This is a genomic window from Agrobacterium sp. (assembly GCF_032092815.1).
Taxonomy (GTDB): Bacteria; Pseudomonadota; Alphaproteobacteria; order Rhizobiales; family Rhizobiaceae; genus Agrobacterium.
In genome coordinates this window covers 31,064-55,901 of record NZ_DAMDBP010000012.1, presented here as the reverse complement: position 1 = coordinate 55,901, position 24,838 = coordinate 31,064, and the positions used below count along the sequence as shown (strand labels likewise).

24 protein-coding genes are annotated in these 24,838 nt (G+C 53.5%); 11 read left to right on the top strand and 13 right to left on the bottom strand.

The annotated features are described in order from the left end of the window. Both RT613_RS09455 and RT613_RS09450 read right to left on the bottom strand, forming a co-directional pair. The coding region (locus RT613_RS09455; RefSeq protein ID WP_409558794.1) for an alpha/beta fold hydrolase at positions 1-501 on the bottom strand (501 nt) is incomplete at its 3' end. A gap of 53 nt (positions 502-554) precedes the next feature. Next, entirely contained in the window at positions 555-923 is a 369-nt protein-coding gene (locus tag RT613_RS09450; RefSeq protein ID WP_313614831.1) for a DUF2147 domain-containing protein, read from the bottom strand. A gap of 236 nt (positions 924-1,159) precedes the next feature. Here RT613_RS09450 and RT613_RS09445 point away from each other — a divergent pair, with 236 nt between their 5' ends. Beyond that, positions 1,160-1,969, top strand: a complete 810-nt coding sequence (locus tag RT613_RS09445) for a DUF1295 domain-containing protein (protein WP_313614829.1) — start codon at positions 1,160-1,162, stop codon at positions 1,967-1,969. Next, positions 1,966-2,997 (top strand): cyclopropane-fatty-acyl-phospholipid synthase family protein, encoded by a 1,032-nt coding sequence (locus RT613_RS09440; RefSeq protein WP_313614827.1) that lies wholly within the window; start codon positions 1,966-1,968, stop codon positions 2,995-2,997. Before RT613_RS09445 ends, RT613_RS09440 begins: the two co-directional genes overlap by 4 nt. A gap of 66 nt (positions 2,998-3,063) precedes the next feature. Here the strand turns inward: RT613_RS09440 and RT613_RS09435 are convergent, their stop codons facing one another. Genes RT613_RS09435 through RT613_RS09420 form a run of 4 tightly spaced genes read right to left on the bottom strand, consistent with a single transcriptional unit; the run spans position 3,064 to position 8,363 of the window. After that, positions 3,064-4,665, bottom strand: a complete 1,602-nt coding sequence (locus RT613_RS09435) for an ABC transporter ATP-binding protein (protein ID WP_313614825.1) — start codon at positions 4,663-4,665, stop codon at positions 3,064-3,066. Position 4,666: 1 nt separating this feature from the next. After that, entirely contained in the window at positions 4,667-5,797 is a 1,131-nt protein-coding gene (locus RT613_RS09430; RefSeq protein WP_313614824.1) for an ABC transporter permease subunit, read from the bottom strand. Further along, complete coding sequence (oppB, locus tag RT613_RS09425; RefSeq protein WP_313614822.1) at positions 5,790-6,713, bottom strand: oligopeptide ABC transporter permease OppB; 924 nt, start codon at positions 6,711-6,713, stop codon at positions 5,790-5,792. The genes RT613_RS09430 and oppB overlap by 8 nt, the downstream gene beginning before the upstream one ends. Before the next feature lie 51 nt (positions 6,714-6,764). Further along, complete coding sequence (locus tag RT613_RS09420; protein WP_313614820.1) at positions 6,765-8,363, bottom strand: peptide ABC transporter substrate-binding protein; 1,599 nt, start codon at positions 8,361-8,363, stop codon at positions 6,765-6,767. 696 nt (positions 8,364-9,059) lie between these two features. Here RT613_RS09420 and RT613_RS09415 point away from each other — a divergent pair. From RT613_RS09415 to RT613_RS09405, 3 genes are read left to right on the top strand one after another with little or no spacing between them, the layout of a single operon-like run. Then, positions 9,060-10,553 (top strand): sensor histidine kinase, encoded by a 1,494-nt coding sequence (locus tag RT613_RS09415; RefSeq protein ID WP_313614818.1) that lies wholly within the window; start codon positions 9,060-9,062, stop codon positions 10,551-10,553. Next, entirely contained in the window at positions 10,550-10,987 is a 438-nt protein-coding gene (locus RT613_RS09410) for a response regulator (protein ID WP_313614817.1), read from the top strand. The genes RT613_RS09415 and RT613_RS09410 overlap by 4 nt, the downstream gene beginning before the upstream one ends. Before the next feature lie 8 nt (positions 10,988-10,995). Then, positions 10,996-12,027 carry a histidine kinase dimerization/phosphoacceptor domain -containing protein gene (locus RT613_RS09405; RefSeq protein ID WP_313614816.1) on the top strand — a complete coding sequence of 344 codons (1,032 nt, stop codon included), beginning with the start codon at positions 10,996-10,998 and terminating at the stop codon, positions 12,025-12,027. A gap of 90 nt (positions 12,028-12,117) precedes the next feature. Here the strand turns inward: RT613_RS09405 and RT613_RS09400 are convergent, their stop codons facing one another. From RT613_RS09400 to RT613_RS09390, 3 genes are all read right to left on the bottom strand, one after another. Then, a complete protein-coding gene (locus RT613_RS09400; RefSeq protein WP_313614814.1) occupies positions 12,118-13,716 on the bottom strand; it encodes an ABC transporter substrate-binding protein in 1,599 nt (532 codons plus the stop codon). 91 nt (positions 13,717-13,807) lie between these two features. Next, on the bottom strand, positions 13,808-14,437 hold the full coding sequence (locus tag RT613_RS09395; RefSeq protein WP_313614812.1) for an SGNH/GDSL hydrolase family protein: 630 nt from the start codon (positions 14,435-14,437) through the stop codon (positions 13,808-13,810). 7 nt (positions 14,438-14,444) lie between these two features. After that, positions 14,445-15,593, bottom strand: coding sequence for a mandelate racemase family protein (locus tag RT613_RS09390; RefSeq protein WP_192489342.1), 1,149 nt, complete (start codon positions 15,591-15,593; stop codon positions 14,445-14,447). Positions 15,594-15,947: 354 nt separating this feature from the next. On the opposite strand from RT613_RS09390, the gene RT613_RS09385 reads away from it, so the two are divergent. Both RT613_RS09385 and RT613_RS09380 read left to right on the top strand, forming a co-directional pair. Further along, positions 15,948-16,331, top strand: coding sequence for a RidA family protein (locus RT613_RS09385; RefSeq protein ID WP_313614810.1), 384 nt, complete (start codon positions 15,948-15,950; stop codon positions 16,329-16,331). Between the two features lies 1 nt (position 16,332). After that, positions 16,333-17,451 carry a PLP-dependent cysteine synthase family protein gene (locus tag RT613_RS09380; RefSeq protein ID WP_313614808.1) on the top strand — a complete coding sequence of 373 codons (1,119 nt, stop codon included), beginning with the start codon at positions 16,333-16,335 and terminating at the stop codon, positions 17,449-17,451. 32 nt (positions 17,452-17,483) lie between these two features. On the opposite strand, the gene RT613_RS09375 is transcribed toward RT613_RS09380, so the two are convergent. Then, positions 17,484-18,476, bottom strand: coding sequence for a YihY/virulence factor BrkB family protein (locus tag RT613_RS09375; RefSeq protein WP_313614806.1), 993 nt, complete (start codon positions 18,474-18,476; stop codon positions 17,484-17,486). Between the two features lie 131 nt (positions 18,477-18,607). Between RT613_RS09375 and RT613_RS09370 the strand changes: the two genes are divergently transcribed. Beyond that, positions 18,608-18,796 carry a hypothetical protein gene (locus RT613_RS09370; RefSeq protein ID WP_313614804.1) on the top strand — a complete coding sequence of 63 codons (189 nt, stop codon included), beginning with the start codon at positions 18,608-18,610 and terminating at the stop codon, positions 18,794-18,796. A 22-nt stretch (positions 18,797-18,818) separates the two neighbouring features. Here RT613_RS09370 and RT613_RS09365 read toward each other — a convergent pair whose 3' ends face one another. The 3 genes from RT613_RS09365 to RT613_RS09355 all read right to left on the bottom strand — a co-directional run bounded on the left by RT613_RS09365 (position 18,819) and on the right by RT613_RS09355 (position 21,465). Beyond that, positions 18,819-19,232 carry a response regulator gene (locus RT613_RS09365; protein ID WP_313614802.1) on the bottom strand — a complete coding sequence of 138 codons (414 nt, stop codon included), beginning with the start codon at positions 19,230-19,232 and terminating at the stop codon, positions 18,819-18,821. Between the two features lie 275 nt (positions 19,233-19,507). Beyond that, on the bottom strand, positions 19,508-20,656 hold the full coding sequence (gene dgoD / locus RT613_RS09360) for a galactonate dehydratase (protein WP_313614800.1): 1,149 nt from the start codon (positions 20,654-20,656) through the stop codon (positions 19,508-19,510). A 44-nt stretch (positions 20,657-20,700) separates the two neighbouring features. Beyond that, positions 20,701-21,465: a FadR/GntR family transcriptional regulator gene (locus RT613_RS09355; protein ID WP_313614946.1), complete on the bottom strand. Its 765-nt coding sequence runs from the start codon at positions 21,463-21,465 to the stop codon at positions 20,701-20,703. 205 nt (positions 21,466-21,670) lie between these two features. Between RT613_RS09355 and RT613_RS09350 the strand changes: the two genes are divergently transcribed. The 3 genes from RT613_RS09350 to RT613_RS09340 all read left to right on the top strand — a co-directional run. Continuing rightward, positions 21,671-22,654, top strand: a complete 984-nt coding sequence (locus tag RT613_RS09350) for an arabinose ABC transporter substrate-binding protein (RefSeq protein WP_313614798.1) — start codon at positions 21,671-21,673, stop codon at positions 22,652-22,654. Positions 22,655-22,716: 62 nt separating this feature from the next. Next, positions 22,717-24,249: an L-arabinose ABC transporter ATP-binding protein AraG gene (gene araG, locus RT613_RS09345; RefSeq protein WP_313614797.1), complete on the top strand. Its 1,533-nt coding sequence runs from the start codon at positions 22,717-22,719 to the stop codon at positions 24,247-24,249. Continuing rightward, positions 24,246-24,838 (top strand): ABC transporter permease subunit (locus tag RT613_RS09340; protein ID WP_409558793.1); only part of this gene is annotated, 593 nt, incomplete at its 3' end. The genes araG and RT613_RS09340, both read left to right, overlap by 4 nt.

Genomic DNA, 24,838 nt, shown 5'->3' with positions numbered 1-24,838 from the left:
GCCCGGCCAGTCATAGACGGCAGGTGAAAGGAACAGCAAACCCGCAACCTTTTCAGGATGACGAAGCGCGAAGGCCGCAGCAATTGCTCCGCCATAGGAATGTCCTACAATGATTGCTTTGGCGATGCCGCGTTTCTCCATCACAACAGCGATGGCATCAGCCTGTCCGTCAGGCAAAATATTTGCCTTGCTGCCGATTTGTGAGCGGCCGTGCCCCGGCCTGTCGATAAACAGCAGTCGGGCCCGTCCTTCCAACTTGTTACGCAAGGCGACCATCGGATCGCGCAGATTGGCGCTCGCACCATGGATAAACACAATTGGCGGCAAATCATGATGATTGGCCGATGGTTCCACGAGGACGCTGTTCATCATGTAACCGCCAACATCGACAAGACGCTCTTCGGGAGCGGAACTTTTGCCATCTGCCGCCTGCGTGTTCAAAGGCAGCATCATCACAAGCACACCAAGCAACAATCCATAAAACGATCCGCGAATGACCATGTTTCTCCAAAAAACCCCATAAATCGCCACTCACATGACAAGATCTGGCAACGTCATTCAATTCGCTGCCACTGCACACCTTTGCACAGCAGACCAGCAAGCACGCAGCCTTTTGTCGTCATGCTGTTACCCTTCACATCAACGCTGATCTTGTAAGTGAGGTCACGCTGCGGGTCGAACGCCGTGCCGGAATATTGTCCATCTGCAGTAAGGGAAATTGTCATGACCAGTTTATCGCCGGTTTTTTCCTTGGGCGTACCGGGTTTGATCCAGGTGTTGGTAGCGCAAATATTTGAGCCACACTGATCAATGGCCACACGCGCATTACCATCGCCACGTGACCAATTGCCAAAAATCTCCTGCGCCGTGACTGGTGTAGAGCCAAAACACAGAATGACTGAGACTGGTAAAATCCATTTCATGTCTCATTCTCCTTAGCTTTCGCTGCGAGCAATCCTTGAAAAAACGCCGCAGCACATCTCGCCGAAATCATCGGCATCAGCACACATCAAAGAAATACGAGAGACGCGTTGAAGTGGTTCAGTACCGCGATGCACTTTGTGTCGATTATTTTTACGCTTCAACGAAACCAGAATGCCGTGAGTTCCGTAGATAGACGAGGAGAGCAGCGCAGCACTCCGATGCGTCAGGCGGTAAAATGGATTTTGGTTTTCTTGTTTTTGCAGCAATCGGTCTTTCCCTTGCAATGACAGGGGCATGGGCCATCCAGCGCCAAACTGGCAACAGTGGCTGGATCGACACGATCTGGTCATTTGCCGTGGGTGTCGGCGGCATGGCTGCGTCGATCTGGGCCGATGGCGCATTTGAACGTCGCATACTGGCATTTGTTATCATTGCCTTATGGGCGTTGAGACTTGGTAGTCACATCGGGTCGCGCTCAACTGGCGCGAACGAAGACCCACGTTATGCAAAACTCGTTGAAGAATGGGGTGCTGCCGCATCTTCGAAACTGTTCTGGTTTCTACAGATACAGGCGGTTGCCGCCCTTGTCCTTGTTACTGCCGCCTATCTGGCGGCCAGCAATCAAACGACATTCCCCCGTGCATTGGACGTTATTGCATTGTTTTTGGCGATCATCGCCCTCACCGGGGAAGCATTGTCAGATCACCAATTGGCGAGGTTCCGAAAAACACCTGAAGCAAAAACTGGCGTCTGCGAAACTGGGCTATGGCGTTACTCGAGACACCCGAACTACTTTTTCGAATGGCTGTTCTGGTGCGCATGGCCTTTGCTCGCCATAACCACGTCAGGCTGGAGTTGGCTTTCGCTACTGGCGCCGGTCATGATGTATTGGCTGCTCGTTCATGTATCCGGCATTCCACCGCTGGAAGACCATATGCTGCGCAGCCGTGGTGAAAAATTCAAATCGTTGCAGGCACGCGTCAACACCTTTTTTCCCGGTCCCCGCAAATCAACATCCGACAGACAACAAGGAGCAACAGAATGAACATGCTCGCCTTTGCCATCAAAGCTGCGGAAAGAACCCCATTGTCAGACAGCGTTACCCTTGCCGGTATCGACTTCCTGTGCAACCGCACCAAACGCCGGCTGGAAACGATCCCCGATAACAGCGAGATCGATTTTGTAAGGGACATGTCGCGATTTCCCGTAGCAACCCATACCGATGACGCCAATCGGCAACATTACGAAGTTCCCGCCGAATTCTTTTCACGCGTTCTTGGACCAAGACGCAAATATTCCTGCTGTTTTTATCCGGACAGCAACACATCCCTCGCTGATGCTGAACGCAACGCGCTCAGCCAAACTGTCACACATGCCGCGATAGAAGACGGAATGAGCATTCTGGAACTCGGTTGCGGTTGGGGTTCGCTATCATTGTGGCTTGCAGAACATTTCCCCAATTCAACCATCGTTTCGGTTTCGAATTCCTCGTCGCAACGCCAATACATCATGGAAAAGGCGAAAAAACAGGGCCTGACAAATCTGAGCGTCATTACGGCCGACATGAATGTGTTTTCGACCGACACAAGATTTGACCGGGTCGTCTCCATCGAAATGTTCGAGCATATGTCCAACTGGCATGCGCTGCTGGAACGCACGCACCGCTGGCTCAAGCCGGATGGCAGACTGTTTCTGCACGTCTTTACCCACAAGAACCGGTCATATCGTTTCGATCACCAAAACCCGGCAGACTGGATCGCCCACCATTTTTTCACCGGTGGCATCATGCCTGCTTCCGACCTGCCGCACCGCTTCGAAGACATTTTCGCCGTAGAAGATGAGTGGCGCTGGTCAGGAACACACTACCAACAGACCGCCCTCGATTGGCTCGGCAACTTCGACCGGGACATTGATCACATAAGGCCATTGCTTAGAGGCGTGTACGGCGATGATGCGCACCTCTGGGAACGCCGATGGCGGCTGTTTTTCCTCGCAACTGCCGGGCTGTTCGGTCACGACAAGGGCGAGGTCTGGGGCGTCGGCCATTATTTGCTCAAGCCGACCAACAAGTAGATGACGTCAAAAGGCCTCCCGTATTACTTCTACGGGAGGCCTTTATTTTATCGATGTTGACCTGTTTCACGCCGTAAAGGCGGCATTCATCAGGGTTTGCGTGTAGGTCTCGCGTGGCGCTTCGAAGATTGCATCTGTCGTGCCCTCCTCAACCACCTTGCCATCCTTCATCACCATCACATAATCCGACATCGCCTTGATAACGGACAGGTCATGGCTGATGAAAATATAGGACAGACCATGCGTTTTCTGCAGATCACGCAAAAGGTCGATCACCTGCCCCTGAACCGAGCGATCAAGTGCCGATGTCGGTTCATCCAGAATAACCACATCGGGTTTCAGGATAATGGCACGCGCTATCGCAATACGCTGACGTTGACCGCCTGAAAACTCATGCGGATAACGGTTGCGAGCGTCGGGATCGAGGCCAACCTCCTGCAAAGCCTTGATGGCACGCTGGTCACGCTCAGCCCGGCTCAATTGCGGCTCATGCACGAACAGACCTTCCGTGATGATTTCCCCAACCGTCTGGCGCGGCGAAAGCGAACCATAGGGATCCTGGAAGACGAGCTGCAATTTCTTGCGCAGCGGACGCATGGCTTTGCGATCGAAAACGGAAATATCCGTCTTTCCGAACACAACCTTTCCCTTGGCCTCGACCAGCTTCAACAGCGCACGACCGAGTGTGGATTTTCCTGAACCGGATTCTCCAACCACACCAATCGTTTGTCCCTGACGCAACGTGACATTTACACCATTGACGGCGCGAAAGGCACTTTTTTTACCGGAGAGGAAACCACCGGCGATCTGGTAATCGACCGTGACATTCTGCCCCGACAAAACAACCTGTGCTTCGTCGGAAACCTCGGGCTTACGCCCGCTTGGCTCCGCATCCAGCAGCAGCTTGGTGTAGTCCTGCTGCGGTCGTTCGAAGATATCCGCAGTCGTCCCGGCTTCCACCACTTCACCGCGACGCATCACTGTGACGCGGTCCGCGAAATGCTTCACCACGCCAAGATCATGGGTGATCAGCACAATGGCCATGCTAAAACGTTGCTGCAACGATTTGAGCAAATCAAGGATTTGCGCCTGGATCGTCACGTCCAACGCTGTCGTCGGTTCATCGGCAATCAGAATATCAGGCTCATTTGCCAGTGCCATGGCAATCATGACACGCTGGCGTTGGCCACCTGAAAGCTCGTGCGGATAACTGTCGATACGACGTCCCGGATCAGGAATGCCAACAAGTTCCAGCAGTTCGAGCACACGAGCTCGCGCCTCTTTGCGGCTGCCGCCCCGGTGATGCAGGATTGGCTCGGCAATCTGCCGACCAATCTTGTAAAGCGGGTCAAGCGAGGTCATCGGCTCCTGAAAGATCATGGTGATCTTGGCGCCGCGAATGGTGTTGAGTTCATTCGCATAGAGGCCGACAAGTTCGTGACCACGATATTTTGCAGAACCCTGCACCCGGCCGTTGGCAGCCAGCAGTCCCATGATACCCATCATGGTCTGGCTTTTACCGGAACCGGATTCGCCGACAACAGCCAGTGTTTCGCCTGCCTTGATGTCCAGGTCGATGCCTTTGACCGCATTGACCAAGCCATCGGGCGTGGTGAAATCAACCTTCAATCCGCGAACGGCAAGAATGGTTTGAGATGTTTCATTCATGTCAGCGGTCCTTCGGATCGAGCGCGTCGCGCAGGCCATCCCCAACGAAGTTCAAGGAGAACAGCGTCAGAACGAAGAAGGTGGCCGGGAAGATCAAAAGCCATGGTGCAGACTGGATATTGTTTGCACCTTCTGAAATCAGCGCACCCCAGCTCGTCAGCGGTGCCTGAACACCAAGACCGAGGAACGAAAGAAAGCTTTCGAGAAGAATGACTTTCGGAACAACCACTGTCACGAACACCACCACCGGGCCAATCGTATTGGGAATGATGTGGCGGCGGATGATCTGCCAGTCCGTCAGGCCAAGCGCCTGTGCCGCACCAACAAACTCGCGTCTTTTAAGTGCAAGTGTCTGCCCTCGCACGATACGCGCCATATCCAGCCACTCGACGGCTCCAATGACCAGAAAGATCAAAATGAAGCTGCGGCCAAAGAACACCACCAGCACCACAACGAGAAACACGAAAGGCAAGGAGTAGAGAATTTCGACAATACGCATCATGACGTTGTCGACGCGCCCGCCGATATAACCTGACGTGGCACCGTAAATCACACCAATGCCCAGCGACACGAGGCTCGCCAGAACACCGACCGCAATCGAAATCTGTCCGCCAAGCATGACGCGAACCAACAGGTCACGACCATTGGAATCGGTACCAAAGAAGAAATATTCGCGGTTAACATCACCTTCCAGCTTCAGTGTAAGGCCATTGTCCTCTGTCGCAACAATTTTGGTATTTTCGAACTCGTTGGCGCGATCGAAATACCGCGTGGTGCGGGGATCGATTTCGCTGCTTGAAGTCACCGTAGCAGTGAAGGATTGACCACTGACCTCAAACTCCTTGAGATCGACGCGGGCACGCGATGCAATGCCTTCCACAACATCCTGCAGGTTGTTGACATCCGGTCTCGCCTCAAGGCTTGGCGGAATGGAGACATAGGACGGAAACACCTGATCATAGGTATGATTGAGGAACTGCGGTCCAAGGAACGACAAAAGTGCAATAAGCACCAGCATGATCGACCCGGCCATTGCGGCACGATTTCGACGGAAACGCAGGGCAGCAAGCTGGAAAAGACTGCGGCTTCTGGTGGATGGCAGCGGGGCCGTGTTTGCAGACATATCAGTCATGGCGAACCCTCGGATCAAGAAGGCCGTAAAGGATATCGACCACAAGATTGAAAACGATAACGAAGATCGCAATGAGAACGACGGTACCCATGACAAGCGTATAGTCACGGTTGATGGCACCCAGAACGAAATAACGGCCGACACCTGGAATGGTGAAGATCGTTTCCACAACGGCCGAACCGGTCAGCAGTGCGGCAGCGCAGGGTGCGAGATAAGACACAACCGGCAACATGGCAGCACGCATGGCATGGATGATGACGACTGTGCGCGCCGGAAGGCCGTAAGCCTTGACCGTGCGAATATGGTCCATCCGCAATGCCTCGATCATTGAACCGCGGGTCAGACGGGCAATCACCGCCAACTGAGGCAGCGCAAGCGCAATCATCGGCAGAACGAGATAACGAAGCGATCCGTCACCCCAGCTACCGGCTGGCAACCAGCCCAGCAGTACGGCAAAGACGAGGGTCAGCACCGGGCCGACAACGAAATTTGGTACGGTGACGCCGACGGTCGAAACGGACATCAGCGAGAAATCAAAGACACTGTTCTGCTTCAGCGCAGCCAGGGTACCCGCCAAAATGCCGCCGACCAGCGCCAGCAACAGCGCATAAAAACCAAGTTCGAGCGAATAAGGCAGCCCCTTCCCGATCAACTCGGCAACGGTATTGTCCTTGTAGATATAACTTGGTCCGAAATCGCCGGTCACGGCATTGGTGATGTAGTGAATATACTGGCGCCACAATGGCTGATCCAGCTGATAGGTCCTCATCAGATTTTCCATCGTCTGAGGCGGCAATGGACGTTCAAGGTTGAAAGGTCCACCTGGCGCAAAGCGCATCAGGAAAAACGAAATGGTAACAACAATAAACAATGTTGGCACCGCGCTCGCCAATCGGCGCAGGATAAATGATAGCATGGTTTTTCAACTCCGGTATGGCACGGCGGCAGAACCGCCGTGCCATGTATTTTACTCGGAAACGCTCAGAAAACGGCTCAAGTGCTCGTTTGCGGCGTTATCTTCCCAGCCCTTGACGCGGCTGGAAACAAGCCAAAGATCGGCCTGCGTCAAAAGTGGAGCAACCGGCTGCTCGCGGGACAGAATGGTTTCTGCCTCATGCAGGATCTTGGCGCGTGCCGTCATGTCGGCTTCTTCATAGGACTTCTTCATCAAGGCATCATATTCTGCGTTGTTGAAGCGGCCATAGTTGAAGGTCGCGTTGGAGGAAACGGAAAGCGCCAGAAAGTTTTCAGCGTCGGCATAGTCAGCAACCCAGCCAGCGCGTGCGACGTTGAACTTGCCACCCTCCTGCAGATAGGCGTAGTGCGAGGACACGTCGAGGTTAACCAGCGACACCTTGGCGCCAAATGTGTTCTTCCACATATCGGCAATCGCAGTCGCAACGCGTTCGTGGTTCGGGTTGGTGTTGTAGCGAATTTCGATTTCAAGCGGCTTTGCGCCTTCACCGTAACCGGCTTCCTTCATCAACTCGATAGCCTTGTCTTCCCGGTCAAGCTGAGAAAGCTCTGCGAAGTCGGCCTTGGAAGGTTCACCATAGCTGTCGATACCTGGAGGTACCATCGAGTAGGCAGGAACCTGCGAGCCGCTGTAGATTTCCTTGGCGAGGAAATCACGGTCAACAGCCATGGACAGAGCCTGGCGCACGCGAACATCGCTGTATGGTTCCTGGCGGGTGTCGAAGGCATAATAATATGTCGCAAGTGTTGGCGACACGTGAACCTGATCGCCATAGGCCTTGGTCAGGCGGTCGATCTGGTCGGCCGAGAAATTATAGGCAAGGTCCATTTCCTTGGCTTCGAAGCGGCGAACAGAGGCTGCCTGATCTTCGATCGGGTAGAAGATGACCTTGTCGATCTTGACGTTTTCGGCGTCCCAGAAGTTTTCATTCTTCACAACAGTCAGGCTGTCGTTTGGAACATGAGCCTGCAGCTTGTAGGCACCGTTGGATACCATGACGCCCGGCTTGACGAAGTCCTTGCCGTTCTTCTCGACGCTTGCCTGCGAAACCGGAAGTGCGGTCTGGTGTGCCAGAAGCTCGAGGAAGAATGGCGTCGCACGCTCAAGCGTGATTTCGAGCGTCTTTTCGTCCACGGCCTTTACGCCCAGTTCGTCAACTGGCGCTTCGCCCTTGTTGACCTTTTCGGCGTTTTTGATCGGATAAAGAATGTTGGCATATTTCGCCGCAGTCGCCGGGTCTTCAACGCGCTTGTAGGAGAACACGAAGTCCTGCGCTGTCACTGGCGTTCCATCGGACCACTTGGCGTTTGCACGAAGCTTGAAGGTGTAGACGGTGCCATCCTCAGAAACTGTCCAACTTTCAGCCGCACCAGGAATGATCTTGCCGGCGGCGTCATAAATCGTCAGGCCTTCATAGAGGTCTTTGACGATGAAGGCTTCAATATTGATCGAAGTCTGTGCCTGATCGAGCGTCTGTGGTTCGCCGGAGTTACCACGATGAAGAACCGTCTCAGCGAGAGCTGAACTTGCGCCAATAAGGAGGGAACCAAGCAGAAGAGCTGCTCTTGTTGTTGTTTTGAATGAAATCATTTTTATCTCCCAGATTTTTCGAGGAATGGGCAAGGAAAGCCAGTTTTGAGTGGAAAGCAAGATGCTTCACATCGAATGACATCAATTAAGCGCTGAACCACCGGGAGTTAATCGCCCTTAAGTTGTCCAAATAAACAGTTATTTATTTAATGGCAATTTATACAATGGGTCTCATTTAATGCGTCTGACAGCTAGACTGATCACGGCGCGCAACAAAAATTCAAATGGCGAAAGGCTGTCGCAACAAGAGATAGAGCGTTAAAGACGACTTGAAATAATCGTACCGCCTGCAACGTTTCAGATGATGAGGAATAAATTCCAGAGCAGTCGCGATGCAGTTTGGGATTGTATTGCTCGGTCAAATTTGGCCGAACACTTTTCCACAATTTGGTACGCATTTTTTCCGGCGACGTGACCGATTAATGCACTGGCATGCCTGATACGGTCGAAACAAAACGACCCGCGTCAGGGAAATCACGCCGTAAAATTAAAAAAAGACAGCAACGTCTGGAACCAAAATGAAAGACGCCCGTTACTATTGGTAGCAATACGGGAAACGGCCAAGATATGAGACCATCAACACTTCATTTGATACCCCACGCAGCATCGTTGAATGAAGTGTGATACGCCACTCCCTCAAGTCACCGTTCTCACGCCTTCCCATATCGAAGGCTGTACTCTCGACCCGGATTGCTCATGGCAAAGATGACAAGTTTTGTACGCTCGACCCTGTTGATGCTGGTGGCGGGTATTTTATTGCTCATGGTTATGGTGGGCTCATCATTATGGCTGGTGAACGCCAACAATGACTACTCGCGCGAAATCCTGCAGCTCCGTATCCTGCGCGCTCACATTCTCAATACACTAACGGCACTTCAGGACGCTGAAACAGGACAACGCGGTTATTTGCTTTCAAGGGATGAGAGATATCTTGAGCCCTATAATAACGCCATGGCGCGGCTGCCCGATGTCAGACCCAAGTTGCGGGAAAGCATTTCTGAAATTCCAGACCTGGCGGCAGATCTGCCGAATCTGGATGAACTGATAGATGCTAAACTTGCTGAAACCAATCGCACCTTGGCGTTGGCTGAAAATGGTGATTTTGAAGGTGCCGTTTCAATATTAAGAACCGATTCCGGTCTACGCTATATGACTGAGATTCGCGATATTCTGACAAACTACCAAACCACGGTAGATGACAGATTGCGCATTATCGTCGGGGAGCAGATTGAGGTTGCCAACATATTGCAATGGCTGACCATCACGGCTGCCATTGCTATCCTTGCCGTAGTCGGGGGAGCGCTTGCACTTATCATGCAACACATCCGCGCACTCTCCAGCGCCCAAGCAGAACTCGCAGTGATGAACCGTGGCTTGGAGGAACGTGTCAATGAGCGGACAGAAGACCTCATTCGCGCCAACCAGGAAATTCAGCGTTTTGCCTACATCGTCACCCATGACCTGCGTGCACCGCTGGTCAACATCATGGGTTTTCTGAGCGAGTTTGAAACTGCCGTCAAACATCTGACGAACTACGTGCTCGCCGATGAGAAAAAGCCTGATGAACAGGATATTCACAATGCCCGTCTGGCGGTACAGGAAGATTTGCCCGAGGCCATCAGTTTTATCCGCTCATCGACGCGTAAGATGGACCAACTCATCAATGCCATTTTGAAAATCTCACGGGATGGCCGCCGTAAACTGACACCGGAAAAAATCGACCTCCAGTCATTCGTCGAAACGGCAGCAGCCAGCGTCCACCATCAGATCACCAGTTCGGGCGGTGACGTGTCGATCGCCATGGATGTGCGTCACATCATCAGCGATCGCATTTCGTTGGATCAGATTTTTGGCAACCTTTTTGACAATGCGGTCAAATACCAACGGGTGGGCCACCCATTGCAACTGTCAGTCAGAAGCTACAGCAATGGCCATGGCCGAATACGCGTCGATGTCAAAGACAACGGTCGTGGCATTGGCCCGCAGGACCTGGAACGGATATTCGAATTGTTCAGACGCGCGGGTGAACAAGATCAACCGGGAGAAGGAATTGGGCTTGCGCACGTCCGCTCACTAATAAGAAATTTAGGAGGAGATATTACGGTCGAATCCGAAACCGGCAAAGGCAGCACATTCAGGCTGATTTTGCCTTCAGATTTGACCAAGATCCGAAGGAGTAGCGAGTTATGAAAGCTTCTGGTCAGGAAGTTACCATCGTCATGATCGAAGATGATGAGGGCCATGCCCGACTCATCGAAAAAAATGTCCGCCGCGCCGGCGTGAACAATGAGATCGTTCCATTCACCCTCGGCAACAAGGCGCTCGATTATATCCTCGGTGAAAACCGTGACGGACTGCCGAGCAAGGACCGTTATCTGCTGGTTCTTCTTGACCTGAACCTGCCTGATATGTCCGGCATCGACATTCTCGAAAAGATAAAGACCAATGAGCACACACGCCGTATGCCTGTGGTGGTGCTGACCACGACTGACGACGAGCGCGAAATCCAGAAATGTTATGATCTTGGCGCGAATGTCTATATTACCAAACCGGTCGATTATGATGGATTCGCAACCGCCATTCGCAATCTGGGCCTGTTTTTCTCCGTTATTCAGGTGCCTTGAGGAATTAAATGCCGGCTCGCATTCTTTACATTGACGACGATCCGGCATTGGCAAGGCTGGCGCAGCGCATTCTTGGTCGCTACGATTACATCGTAACCCATGCGGCTTCCGTTAACGCCGGCCTTGAGGCCTTTGTGGCCGACACCTATGACGCTGTTGTTCTGGACCACTATTTTCAGGACAAGACAGGCCTGCATTTTCTGGAAGAGATTGGCTGCAAATCCAGCCTCGTGCCCATTCTTTATGTCACGGGATCCAGCGACGCACAGATTGCCATCAATGCACTTAAGGGCGGGGCAGCGGATTATGTCATCAAAACCGTTACCGATGATTTTTTTCCGCTTCTCGCCAGTGCCATTGATCAGGCCCTGAAAAATGCCAGCTTGCGGCGCGAAAAGGCCGAGGCTGACCGTCTTCTGGTCGTTGCCAAGGAGCGGGCCGAACTGATGGTCGCCGAGATGAACCATCGTGTTGCAAACAGCCTGTCGTTGGTGTCTGCGATGATCCGCCTTCAGACCAACACGATTGGCAGCGATGAAGCCAAAATTGCCCTCCAGGAAACTCAAAGCCGTATTGCTGCGATTGCGGGCGTTCATCGCAGTCTCTACACCTCGGAAAACGTCGGTGCAGTTGCACTGGATATTTACCTCGGGGCCCTGATTGATGATCTGCAACGAACCGGCGGCGCATCACCCGAAATCACTGTTGCAACACAACTTGAAGCCATTTCGGTGACCGCCGATCAGGCCGTTGCGCTCGGTGTCATCGTCACGGAGCTCGTCTCCAATGCGCTGAAATATGCTTATCCCGAGGGAAAAGGCACGATTACCGTGCAGCTTGAAAAGCTTGATGAAAACAAACTGCGCCTGTGTGTGGATGATGATGGCATCGGCTTTAATCCAACCGAAGCACCTAAGGGCACTGGCCTTGGCACAAAACTCATCAAGGCTATGTGCAAGACGCTGGAAGCGACAATCGACTATGACAACGATAGATCCGGCGCCCATATCAGATTGAATTGGGCATCGTCAGCAAGCTAAAGCTGCTTACCTCACAAATCATCACATCAAACGGAAAGGCGCGTGTCACCACGCGCCTTTCCTGCCTTTGGGAGGAGAACTAAGGCGCGATCAGCGATCCTTGCTGATCGTTTCGAAGCGTGAAAGCCAGGGGCTGACGATCATGCCTTTTACGTCGCTGCGGAATGCGGCGGTGTCGACAACTTCCGAGAACGGCTGGATCGACATGACGAGTTCATCCATGTAGGTCTGGATGTCTTCGTACAGCTTGCCCTGCTTGGCTGTGTCGCGCTCAAGCAATGCGTCTTCGATCATCTTGTTCAGCTTTTCGTCAAAGAAGCTAGTGCGCCATCCCTGATAATTCGTCAGCTTTGCATCGTCTGCATTGTTCGGATTGTAGGCGATGGAACGCAGGTTGTTATCAGGATGCGGCTGCTGGCCACCGCCGCCGCGACCAAGCAGCAGTTCAAACTTGCGGTCGCGCATCGCGCCGTAAATCTGGTCGCCCGAACCGCTGATGATTTCGGCCTGGATACCAGCCTGGGCAAGTGTGTTCTGAATGGCGGTGGCCGCCTTCATGAATGGATCTTCGGAGAGAACGCGCAGTGTTGTCTTGAAACCATTCGGGAAACCACCCTCGGCAAGCAGAGCCTTGGCTTTTTCGATGTCGAGCTTGTAACCCTCATCCGGCAGCGCTCCAAGAAAACCAGTGCTGATCGGACGCTGATGCAGCTTGCCGTAATAAGGCATGATCGCCTTATCGAGGCCTTCGTAATCGATCAGGTACCGAAGGGCTTCGCGCACTTTCTTATTGGCGAAACGCTCATCCTTCATCGAAACGCTGAGGTAATAGAAACCCGAACCGGGCGTCGATTCGACGGCGATATCCTTGTCGGCCTCAAGCGAACGGAGGTCAGGAGCCTGTAGCGAATATGCAACGTCAATGTCGCCCTTTTCCAACATCAGGCGCTGGGACTGCGATTCCGGCAGATGGCGCATCAGAACGCGCTTCATCGCAGGTTTTTCACCCCAGTAATCATCATTGCGGGTAAGAATGATAAATTCGTTGGATTTCCACTGTGTCAGCTTGAATGGACCTGAACCTGCAGAGTTCAGTGTCAGCCATGCAGCACCAAGGTCGCCGTCTTTTTCGTTTGCCAGAACGGTCTTGCTGTCGAGAATTGAACCTGGACCATTCTGGGCAAGGATCATCAGCAAAAGGCTTGGATCGTCTGGCTTTGGCAAATTAAGCACGAATGTCGTGTCGTTTTCGGCAACGAACAGCTTATCGGCATTCTCAATCTTGAAACCACGGGTCTTGAGGAAAGACGACTGCGCCAGATTGCGCACCAGCAGACGCTTCAAGCTCCAGGCAACATCCTGCGCCGTGACAGCATTGCCGGATTCGAACTTGGCATCGCTGCGCAAATGGAAACGGATGGACATGCGGTCTTCAGCAATTTCCCAGCGCTCTGCCAAGCGCGGCTGGATGCTGCGATCCTCAGCGGACAGAATGACCAGCGTATCATAGGTGTTGTTGAGCACCTGGACAGTTTCACGGCCAGTAATCGCGGCGGGGTCCAGTGTCAAAATATTGCTCATCGTCGTTGCAACGACCAGCTGATCCTTGGGTGTTTCAGCAAACGCATTGATCGGCAAGGCACCAATCAAAAGTGCGCCAAGGGCTGCTGTAGCAAGAAAGTGTCTCATATTTCCTCCCAATTTGCCGTTTCCTTTGGAATGACGGCTCTCCAAGTTTTCAATATACAGACCGGCCTGTTCCTCCACAGGCCCGGGTGGATCAGCGAAGGATATCGGCAACCACCGGTGCCAATGCTTTTCCTATCTTTGCGGTTTCGTCTGCTTCCAGATGAACACCATCGACCGGCGATGATTTGGCGACAGAACCAGCGTCGAAATAAAACGCGCCCAGTTCTGCGGCAAGTTTGCGATAAAGCGGAGCAAGCCGTTCAGACTGCGCAATGTCACGGCCAGCAGCAGGAACGCCACCCACCCCCGCAACGCAGGCCGGTGGCGCGACAATCAGCAGGCGCGGCCTGGCATCACGCGGTTTGTACGGAAACGTATCGACAATCTGCGCCAGACGCCGCATTCCGGTCACTGCCGGTTCGGCCTGTCCACCATGGGTAGGTTTGATGTCATTGGTACCCAGCATGATAATGACCAGATCGAGCGGCATGTGGCTTGCCAACGCAACTTCGAGCGCCTTGGCGCCGTTGCGGCAGGCTGGGCCGGCATGATCATCATAAACCGTGGTACGACCACCAAGTCCTTCTGCAACGACCTTAACCTGGTCGCCCAACTCTTTTTCCAGCACATCCGGCCAGCGAAACTCAGTTGGATGGCGCAGACCTGTTGTCGGGTCTGCACCCCACGTAAGACTGTCTCCAAAAGCAAGAACCGTCTTCATGATACGATCACCGAACCCTGTTATTCTCAATGAAGTTGAAATCAATATCTTCACCAAGGCCTGGACGATCCGGCACGTGAACGTAACCGTCACTGTCCATCGGGTCGGACAGCGACTTCAGATAATCGTGGCCATCATCATACTCAAGGAACGGATGCAGCAGGCCGCGTTCATACCAGCGGCAATTTTTGGTGGCGGCCACGACGTGCAGGTTCATGGCGGTGTTACCATGCACTTCACACTCAACACCAAAGGCTTCGGCGAGATGCATCGTTTTAAGCGCGGGCGTGATGCCGCCGACATCATTGACGCCGGTTCTGAGAATGTCACATGCGCCAGCCTTCAACCACTCAGCGCGGTGCCAATGTTTACCGGCAGCACTTTCAGGCCCCACAACCGGAATATCGAGATTGTCGGCAAGCCACTTGTAGGATGACATAGACTGCTCATCCATGGGCTCCTCGATCCAGTCAAAGCCTAGCTTTTCAAGACCGCGACCCAGTGCCAGCGCATCGGTGCGCGAATACCAGTGAAATGCATCAATCATCAAACGAATGTCGGGACCAACAGCCTCACGCACAGCGGCACATGCTTTCAGGTCCATTTTCACGTCAGGTGCCCAGCTGACCGGCGGCATCCAGGTATGCAGCTTGATACCCTTGTAACCACGCTTCACCAGCGTTTCACCAAAGCGTCCGTAATCCTCAGGCGTCGCAAGCCCACCTTCAAGTTCGTCACCGCACATGATCGAACCATAGGCGAGAACCTTGTCGCGATATCCACCGATCAACTTGTATACAGGTGTATTGAGCGCACGACCGGCAAGGTCCCACAGCGCGCAGTCAACCACAGCCAAGGTGCGGTCGGTGAGCTGCGCAGCCGAACCGCGCTGCCAGTGGGCCAGGTCCTGCCACAGGCGTTCACGGTCACGGTAATCCTGACCTATCAACACCTTCTTGACGAATTTTTCGATGACATGCGGACGGACAATTTCCGGCGCCGTGAAGGAATGTCCTTCAAGACCATCTTCCGTGCGAATGGTCAGCATTGCCTGCTCAACCTTATGCGCTGGGCCGGGATGTGCATGACCGGCACTATCCGAATGGCGACGGGTCGTCGTCTGGAATACGCGCACTTCGACGTCGGTGATGATCATAATTCCTCCCGTATGCAAGCATGGGCATTTCGTGCCCTGATCATTTTGCCTGACATAATTAGGCAGAAATACGAGATATTGTCAAATCTGTACGACAGATTTTTTATCTTGGATGACAAGTTGGCATAAGGCTGTGGAAAACAAGGATAAAACCCGCAAACGCGGTGTAAACAGGTGGATACAGGCGCAGAAAAAATCTGGCGCCCGCAGCGCAAACAGACGATTTGATTGCCTTATTTGATAAGGATAACGTTGACATGATGCGGCGCGGCAGGACCATATTGATGACCAAGAATCATCGCAAAAGCGTCCGTCAGCAGACAGACATACGCCTAGACAACAAGTGAGATTTTCATGCAGCCCATTTCCACCAACGCCGCACCGGCAGCCATTGGTCCATATTCTCAAGCGATCGCCATCAATGGATTGCTGTTCGTATCTGGCCAGATCCCGATTGATCCAGCAACCGGTGAATTTTTGTCCAACGACCCGGTTGAGCAGACCCGTCAGTGCCTGCGTAATCTCGCAGCCATTGCAGAAGCGGCTGGTACAGACCTGTCCCGTACGGTGAAAACAACCGTTTTGGTGCGTGACCTCTCTCGTTTCGCTGACATCAATGCCGCCTATGCCGAGTTCTTCAAGGCACCGTTCCCTGCCCGCGCAACCTTTGAAGTTTCTGCGCTGCCAAAGGGTGCACAGATCGAAATTGAGGCCGTTATCGCTCTCAAGGACGCCTGATATGACCGACATGTGTTGCGAACATCACTTTGAACTGCCGACCACGGCGGCTGATCGCGAATGGACGCGACGCGCGTTGAACATCCTGCAGGGCGATGGCCATCGCTCTGCAGACACACATCTCGTCAAGCCGATTTTCCCCGGCTTGAAAAACATCAGTGTCTATCTGAAGGACGAGAGCACGCACCCCACGGGGAGCCTCAAACACCGGCTGGCACGCTCTCTTTTCCTCTATGGAATTTGCAACGGCAAAATCGGTCCGGGAACTACACTTGTTGAAGCCTCGTCCGGTTCAACAGCCGTGTCGGAAGCTTATTTTGCCAATCTTCTGAATTTGCCCTTCATTGCCGTGATGCCACGCTCCACCAGCCCCCAGAAGATCGAGGCGATTGAACGTTTCGGCGGTAAGTGTCATTTCGTCGACCATGCTGGCGACGTCTATTCCGTCGCCCAAAAACTCGCGACCGAGGCGGGTGGGCATTATCTTGATCAGTTCACCAATGCCGAACGGGCCACCGACTGGCGCGGCAATAACAACATCGCCCAAAGCGTGTTCGAACAGATGCAATATGAGGGTTATCCTGTCCCAGACTGGGTGGTGATGAGTGCCGGCACCGGCGGCACGTCGGCAACGATTGGCCGTTTCATCCGCTACAAGAACCTCGAAACACGTTTGGCGGTTGTCGATGTTGAGGGTTCTGCATTCTACGATGCCTGGGCAAGCGGCGACATGGAAACAACTGCACCGGGCAGCCGTATTGAAGGCATTGGCAGACCGCGCGTTGAACCATCCTTTGTTCCCGGCGTGATCGACCATATGATCCGCGTACCGGATGCGGCATCGATTGCTGCAGCCCATGTTCTCTCAGACCGGCTTTTCCGCCGTGTTGGTGGTTCAACTGGCACAAATTTCTTCGGTCTGTTGTGCATCGCCAGCGAAATGATGCGGCAAGGCAAGAACGGATCACTGGTTTCACTGATTTGCGATAGTGGCGACCGCTATTCCGCCACCTATTACAATCCCAAATGGATTGAAGAGCAAAAGCTGGACATCATACCTTGGCGGCAGCGCATCGAGGCATTCATCGACCAGGGAATACCGCTGGAATCGTCAAAATAACGGCATAAGAAGAAACCTTGGGAGTTTGATTCCTAGCGGGACGCTTCACCGATCGTATCGGCAACGTAGGCGCCCCGTTCGCCCATCGGCTTGGGAGCGCCGGTTGTCGTATCAATGGCCGTTTGATGTTCCAGTTCAGCATTGATCTGAGCACCAACGATCACAATGATGACCGAAATCCACACCCAGACCATCAAACCTATCAGAGCGCCAAGCGTGCCATATGTGACATTGTAATTGGCAAAATTCTCCAGATAGGCAGAGAAAAGCAGCGACGCGACCACCCACAGCAATGTGCTGAAGGTCACGCCCCAGTTGATCCAGCGCAGTTTGGCCTGTTCGCGGCTTGGGCCATAACGATAAATAGATGCGATTGCGCAGCCGACGAAAACGATCAGAAACGGCCATCGTGCAAGCCGCGCGAGAAGCTCCTGCCATCGGTCAAGCCAAAGATAGGCCAATGCCGCAGGCAACACACCGATTGCCAAAATAACAACGATAACAATGACCAACCCGCCAAAGGTAAAAGTCAGGGACAACAGGTTCAGCCGAATGAAGCTGCGTTTCTCATCCTCCTGGTAGGCAATGTTCATGGCTTCGAACATCGCTTTCATGCCACTGTTGGCACTCCACAACGCGATGACCAGACCCGTTACAAACGCCGCACTCAAGGTGGAGTTCTTTTGCTGAGTCAGCGTGCCCAACTGGTCGAGAATGATATCGAGAGAGCCAGGTGGCAAAATGCTGCCAAGGAAATCAAAATGGCCGGAGATCGTCATCGGGTCGGCAATGAACCCGTAAAGTGCCACAAGCGCACCAAGAGCGGGAAACAATGACAGCAGCAAGAAATAGGTAACGCCGGCCGCGATCAAGGTCACACGTGCAGTGATTAGCGCTTTAAGGACTCGCCAGAAGACATCACGCAAACCGTTACCGGGTATTTCAGCGGGTTTATCCGCATTTCGTCCCCTGCTGTTCTCTACTTTGCTGTCCAAACTGTTCCCTTCAATTCTTGCTACAGACAATATTCAAGAGCCGCCCCTCAACCACTAACCCGCTCACAAATCGATCAGGCCGATATCCTATGGAACATTCCAACATCGAATTGGTTCAGTCCCAGACGGTTTAATTCACGAGAAATGACTTGGGAGGAGACATGAACATGCTCTTGAAACAGGCGGCGTCACCTCAGGATCAGGATACTGGTACATTTGCCGACGGCTTGATCGGGTTTGAAGCCGGTCAGACATCACAAGTCAAAAACAAAGACCGTGATGAGAACGCCTATGAACGAGACTACGGCGAACATCGCAACATCAATAGATCGGCCGTTGGCTTCGCATAAGTCGTCAGCTTAGCCGCGCTAGCTAGCCTCCTAGGCTAGCCGTTCGCATCGCAGTCACCGAATTTTCATGACCTTGCTGTTGGGCGATCAGATCGCTCAAAATTTCAAGAACATGTTCAGGTTCGTATGGTTTTGCGATGAACTTTGCGCTCCCTGGCAGGGCCTCCGGACCGACCAGATGGCCACCTGAAGTGACGATGACAGGAAGCCCCTGACGGCAAGTGGCTACATGCTGGGCAAGGTCAAGACCGTTGATGCCGCCGGGCATATCTATGTCGGTTATGACGGCGTCGGGTTTGCGTGTTTCCAGGGCAATAACGGCCTCGAGAGCGTTGCTCGCTTCAATGATTGCATAGCCCTCCTCTTCAAGGAAATCGGCAAGCATCATTCTAATGAGAGCCTCGTCATCGACGATAAGTACGGTACGCTGGTACATGGCCGTCTCCATTCTGTGATCACAGCTAAAACGCGTGTGTTCAGATTAAGATCGCCCCCTGCAGAACAGTCTTTGCCAACAAACTTAATAAAATGCGAATAATTGGCCCATTTGCTTGGCGAAGTGATCTGGACGACGCATACCTGCCAACTTATCCACAGCTCAGTTTCTAACCCTAGGCATCAACTGGCAAAAACAAAAAAACGCCGCGACACGAGTTGTCACGGCGTTTGTCCTCTATCAGCGATAGCAGCATGGAATGCGCTAATGAAACATTACCACTCGGCGACGCTACCATCCTCATGGCGCCAGACCGGATTGCGCCAACGGTGGCCTTCCTTGGCGCGCTCAATCACATAGGCTTCGTCAACCTCGACACCGAGACCTGGTCCCTGCGGAATACCAACAAAACCATCGGCATACTGGAACACTTCCTTGTTGGAGATATAATCCAGGATGTCGTTGGACTTGTTGTAATGGATACCGAGGCTCTGCTCCTGAATGAAGGCATTGTAGCTCACGGCATCAACCTGCAAGCAGGCAGCAAGTGCGATTGGACCAAGTGGGCAATGTGGGGCCAAAGCCACGTCATAGGCTTCTGCCATGGTTGCGATCTTGCGGCACTCGGTAATACCGCCAGCATGGGACAGATCCGGCTGCAGAATATCGACATAACCATCAGCCAGGACCGACTTGAAGTCCCAACGCGAATAGAGGCGTTCACCAAGCGCAATCGGTGTTGAGCAATGGTTGGCGATTTCCTTCAATGCTTCGCGGTTTTCTGACAGCACCGGCTCTTCGATGAACAGCAGGTTATAGGGCTGCAATTCCTTGGCCAGAACCTTGGCCATTGGGCGGTGGACACGACCGTGGAAATCGACGCCGATACCGATATGCGGGCCAACTGCCTCGCGGATGATGGCGATGGTTTCGACAGCCTTTTCAACCTTTTCCCAGGTATCAACGATCTGCATTTCTTCGCAGCCGTTGAGCTTGATCGCCTTGAAGCCACGCGCAACCACGTCACGGGCATTGTTGGCCACGTCGCTCGGTCGGTCGCCACCAATCCAGGAATAAACCTTGATGCGATCACGGACCTGCCCGCCAAGCAAGGCATGGATTGGCTGACCCAGCGCCTTGCCCTTGATGTCCCAAAGCGCCTGATCAATACCTGCAAGCGCACTCATGTGAATGGCACCACCACGATAAAACCCGCCGCGATACATGACCTGCCAGTGATCCTCGATCATCATCGGATCTTTGCCGATCAGGTAATCGGCCAGTTCATGCACGGCTGCTTCCACTGTCAGCGCACGGCCTTCGACGACAGGCTCACCCCACCCGACAATTCCCTCATCCGTTTCAATCTTCAGGAACATCCAACGCGGAGGGACAATGTAGGTCGTCAGCTTCGTAATTTTCATGAAGTTCACTCGTTTGAAATAAGGACCGGACAGGATATCCGGGATCAGACAGGACAGTGGTCCGGATGTTTGCGCATGGCGATCGCCAGATCACGCGCGGCAATTTCAAGCATGTGATACGCACATGCGCGCGCGGCATTGGCATCGCGAAGACGAAGCGCCTCGACAAGCTGATAATGGACATCCAGTGCCTCGACGCGGGTATCAACCGCCTCGTTGGAGGCATGCAGGGAAAATTCAAGCGCTGCACTGACAATGCTCGAAAGCTGCATGAACACTTGGTTGTGGCTGGCCTTGAGCAAGGCAGCATGGAAAGCTACATCAGCCTGCGTGAACTTTTCCACGTCGCCTTCAGAATCACGCATCTGCTGCCAGGCCTGCTCTATCTCGGCAATTTCCTGCATGCTGGCACGTTGCGCGGCAAGTTCGGCGGCAAAAGGTTCGATTGCCCGGCGGGCATCCAGCACGCACTGCAACAGATCAAGTTCAAATATGCGCGGACCAATCCATTCCAGCACCTGCTGGTCAAGAATGTTCCACTCTTCCTTGACGCAAACCTGCGTGCCAACACGGGAACGTCCGCGCACAAGTCCTTTGGATTCAAGAATTTTCAACGATTCACGGATCACGGTCCGGCTGACGGAATATTGCAAGCACAGTTCATTTTCCGTCGGCAGCATGCTGCCTGCCGGAAATACGTCGGCAAAAATATCCGTCGCAATCGCGCGCGTTACGTTTTTCTGCACACGCGGACGCTTGACGCTTCCCGCGCCATTGGCTGGCACAGCCTGTTCCTGCCGGTCTTGCAACGCCACTCTTTTTCTCCCGCTCGCATCGTCATTCACGCCGCGATCCTTATCGCAGTTTCATGCGCATGGCGATGCTATGCCGCATATCACGATGGCTCAATGTCATATACTGACTTTTTATTCATCATACAAATGCAATTGACGAATATGATGAAAGAAACTAAACAACAGTCACTGCAAAGGCAGTCATCAAGGGAGAGAGACAATGGGCTTTGTTAAAACAGCCATCCTGGCTGGCACTGTCGCCGTATTCGCCGCGACCTCTGCATTCGCCGCCGACGTCAAGATCGGCTTCATCGTCAAGCAGCCGGAAGAGCCGTGGTTCCAGGACGAATGGAAATTCGCGGACATCGCCGCCAAGGAAAAGGGCTTCACCCTTGTGAAGATTGGCGCTGAGGACGGTGAAAAGGTGCAATCCGCCATCGATAATCTCGGCGCACAGGGTGCGCAGGGCTTCATCATCTGCACACCAGACGTGAAGCTTGGCCCAGGCATTGTGGCAAAGGCTGCAGCCAACGACCTCAAGATCATGACCGTCGATGACCGCCTGGTAAATGCTGACGGCAGCCCGATTGAAGATGTGCCGCATATGGGCATCTCTGCCGCAAAGATTGGCGAGGCCGCTGGCCAGACCATCGTTGATGAAATCAAGAAGCGCGGCTGGGACATGAACGAAGTGGGCGCAATCCGCGTCTCCTATGATCAGCTTCCAACAGCCGTTGACCGTGTGAACGGTGCGCTAGACGCCCTGAAGGCAGCAGGTTTTCCGGAAGCCAACATCTTTGATGCACCGCAGGCAAAGACCGATACGGAAGCAGCTCTCAACGCCGCAACCGTCGTTCTCAACAAGAACGCCAAGATCAAGAAGTGGGTTGCTGTTGGCCTGAACGATGAAGCCGTGCTCGGTGCCGTTCGTGCAACCGAAAGCGTCGGCATCACCGCCGATAACATGATCGGTGTTGGCATCGGCGGCGCTGAATCCGCCATCAACGAGTTCAAGAAGGCTGACGCCACCGGCTTCTTTGGCACCGTTATCATCTCGCCAAAGCGCCATGGCTACGAAACCGCTCTCAACATGTATGAGTGGATTGCCAACGACAAGGAACCGGAAAAGCTTATTCTGACAGCAGGCCAGGTTGCCCTGCGCGACAATTACGAAGCCGTTCGTACCGACCTCGGCATCGAATAATCGCTGATCCGAAAAGCAATGACCGGCCGCTTTTGCGGCCGGATGTCCTGTCGGAGTGCACTATGCAAGATTTTCTGGAATTCAAGTCGATATCCAAGGGATATCCCGGCGTGCAGGCGCTCGCCGACATCTCTCTTGGCGTGCGCAAAGGCTGTGTGCACGGTCTGATGGGTGAAAACGGTGCGGGAAAATCAACCCTAATCCGTATTCTATCGGGCGACCAATCCGCCGATGAGGGGCAGATCCTGATCGATGGCACTGTTCAAAATTATCGCACGGTGCGTGATGCCTTTGACGCTGGCGTCATCGTCATTCACCAGGAATTGCAACTCGTTCCTGAATTGACCGTCGCTGAAAATCTCTGGCTTGGCCGCTTCCCCGGCAAGGCTGGCGTGATCAATCGTCGCGAAATGATCAGCGTCGTCAAACAGAAGCTTGCCGAAATCGGCATCGATATCGACCCCTCCGACAAGGTGGCATCGCTATCAATCGGTGCCCGGCAGATGGTGGAAATCGCCAAGGCGATCATGGCCGATGCACGTGTTATCGCGCTTGATGAACCGACATCATCGCTCTCGTCCCGTGAAAGCGAAATCCTGTTTGCACTGATCGAGAAGCTCAAATCTCAGGGCATCGTCATCCTTTACGTGTCCCATCGACTGGATGAAATTTTCCGCCTCTGCGACAGCATGACGGTGCTGCGTGACGGAAAACTTGCCGCACATCACCCTCATATTGCAGATGTCACCCGCGAGCAGATCATTTCCGAAATGGTCGGTCGCGAAATCAAGAACATCTGGGGGTGGCGTGACCGTCCGAAAGGCGAAGTTCGCCTTGATGTGAAGGATCTGAGCGGCCACAAGCTGCCCAAGCCAATCAATTTTTCCGTTCGTCAGGGAGAAATCCTTGGTTTCTTCGGTCTGATTGGTGCCGGACGCAGTGAGATGTCACGCCTTGTTTATGGCGCGGATACACGGTCCGACGGCACAGTCACTGTTGATGGGCAAACCGTTGCGGCAAACAGCCCACCGCAGTCTATACGCGCAGGCATTGTTCTTTGCCCCGAAGACCGAAAATTTGACGGCATCATTCAGGGTCGCTCGATTGAGGAAAACATCTCGATTTCCTCGCGACGCCATTTTTCGCCATTTGGTGTGTTGAAGCCGAAAAAAGAGGCCGAACTGGCCGACACGTTCATCGCAAAACTGCGTGTGCGCACCCCTTCGCGTCAACAGGACATCATCAACCTGTCCGGCGGCAACCAGCAAAAGGTCATTCTGGCCCGCTGGCTGTCCGAACAGGGCGTCAAGGTTCTGATCATCGATGAACCAACGCGTGGCATTGATGTCGGCGCCAAGGCCGAAATTTACGAAATCCTCTATGAGCTGGCCGCCCAGGGCATGGCAATTGTCGTCATTTCCAGTGAATTGCCTGAGATCATGGGCATTTCCGACCGCATCCTGGTGATGTGTGAAGGCCGTGTCGCAGTCGATGTCGAGCGGTCCGATTTCAACGAACACCGCATATTGGCGGCGGCACTGCCTGATGTGTCCAACGCCAGCGAACTTCCAACCCAACAGGTACAAGCACGATGACCTCTCTGAAAAAACTCCTTCTCGGCGAACAGGGGCTCGTCGTTCTTTTTGCCATCGCCTTCGTGATTGTGTCTTTGACCGTTCCGAACTTCCTGACCGAGCGCAACATGCTCGGTCTGCTGCAATCGGTGGTGACCATCGGCATCGTCGCCTGCACCATGATGTTCTGCCTGGCCTCGCGCGACTTCGACCTGTCCGTTGGTTCAACCGTTGCCTTTTCCGGCATGGTGGCAGTCATGGCCTCCAATGCCACCGGTTCCATCATCCTCGGCCTGATCGCGGCGTTGCTGTGCGGCGGTGCCGTTGGCCTCATCAATGGCCTGGTGATTGCGAAATTCCGCATCAACGCACTGATTACCACGCTGGCAACCATGCAGATTGTTCGTGGTTTTGCGCTGATCGCGTCAGATGGCCGCGCCGTCGGCATCAATGACCCTGGTTTCTATCAACTGGCTCTGTCCAAATTCCTCGGCATCCCCACCCCGATCTGGGTAATGGCGGCAATGTTCATTGCATTCGGTTTTCTGCTGAATCGCACCGTGTTCGGCAAAAACACGCTGGCGATCGGCGGCAACCCGGAAGCCTCGCG

Coding starts and splice junctions, on each gene's coding strand:
- RT613_RS09365 (WP_313614802.1), bottom strand. CDS start 19,232: ATGTACCAGCGTACCGTACTTATCGTCGATGACGAGGCTCTCATTAGA.
- RT613_RS09380 (WP_313614808.1), top strand. CDS start 16,333: ATGACCGACATGTGTTGCGAACATCACTTTGAACTGCCGACCACGGCG.
- RT613_RS09415 (WP_313614818.1), top strand. CDS start 9,060: ATGGCAAAGATGACAAGTTTTGTACGCTCGACCCTGTTGATGCTGGTG.
- RT613_RS09440 (WP_313614827.1), top strand. CDS start 1,966: ATGAACATGCTCGCCTTTGCCATCAAAGCTGCGGAAAGAACCCCATTG.
- RT613_RS09400 (WP_313614814.1), bottom strand. CDS start 13,716: ATGAGACACTTTCTTGCTACAGCAGCCCTTGGCGCACTTTTGATTGGT.
- RT613_RS09370 (WP_313614804.1), top strand. CDS start 18,608: ATGAACATGCTCTTGAAACAGGCGGCGTCACCTCAGGATCAGGATACT.
- oppB (WP_313614822.1), bottom strand. CDS start 6,713: ATGCTATCATTTATCCTGCGCCGATTGGCGAGCGCGGTGCCAACATTG.
- RT613_RS09385 (WP_313614810.1), top strand. CDS start 15,948: ATGCAGCCCATTTCCACCAACGCCGCACCGGCAGCCATTGGTCCATAT.
- RT613_RS09350 (WP_313614798.1), top strand. CDS start 21,671: ATGGGCTTTGTTAAAACAGCCATCCTGGCTGGCACTGTCGCCGTATTC.
- RT613_RS09450 (WP_313614831.1), bottom strand. CDS start 923: ATGAAATGGATTTTACCAGTCTCAGTCATTCTGTGTTTTGGCTCTACA.
- RT613_RS09390 (WP_192489342.1), bottom strand. CDS start 15,593: ATGATCATCACCGACGTCGAAGTGCGCGTATTCCAGACGACGACCCGT.
- RT613_RS09410 (WP_313614817.1), top strand. CDS start 10,550: ATGAAAGCTTCTGGTCAGGAAGTTACCATCGTCATGATCGAAGATGAT.
- RT613_RS09445 (WP_313614829.1), top strand. CDS start 1,160: ATGGATTTTGGTTTTCTTGTTTTTGCAGCAATCGGTCTTTCCCTTGCA.
- araG (WP_313614797.1), top strand. CDS start 22,717: ATGCAAGATTTTCTGGAATTCAAGTCGATATCCAAGGGATATCCCGGC.
- RT613_RS09435 (WP_313614825.1), bottom strand. CDS start 4,665: ATGAATGAAACATCTCAAACCATTCTTGCCGTTCGCGGATTGAAGGTT.
- RT613_RS09420 (WP_313614820.1), bottom strand. CDS start 8,363: ATGATTTCATTCAAAACAACAACAAGAGCAGCTCTTCTGCTTGGTTCC.
- dgoD (WP_313614800.1), bottom strand. CDS start 20,656: ATGAAAATTACGAAGCTGACGACCTACATTGTCCCTCCGCGTTGGATG.
- RT613_RS09405 (WP_313614816.1), top strand. CDS start 10,996: ATGCCGGCTCGCATTCTTTACATTGACGACGATCCGGCATTGGCAAGG.
- RT613_RS09430 (WP_313614824.1), bottom strand. CDS start 5,797: ATGACTGATATGTCTGCAAACACGGCCCCGCTGCCATCCACCAGAAGC.
- RT613_RS09395 (WP_313614812.1), bottom strand. CDS start 14,437: ATGAAGACGGTTCTTGCTTTTGGAGACAGTCTTACGTGGGGTGCAGAC.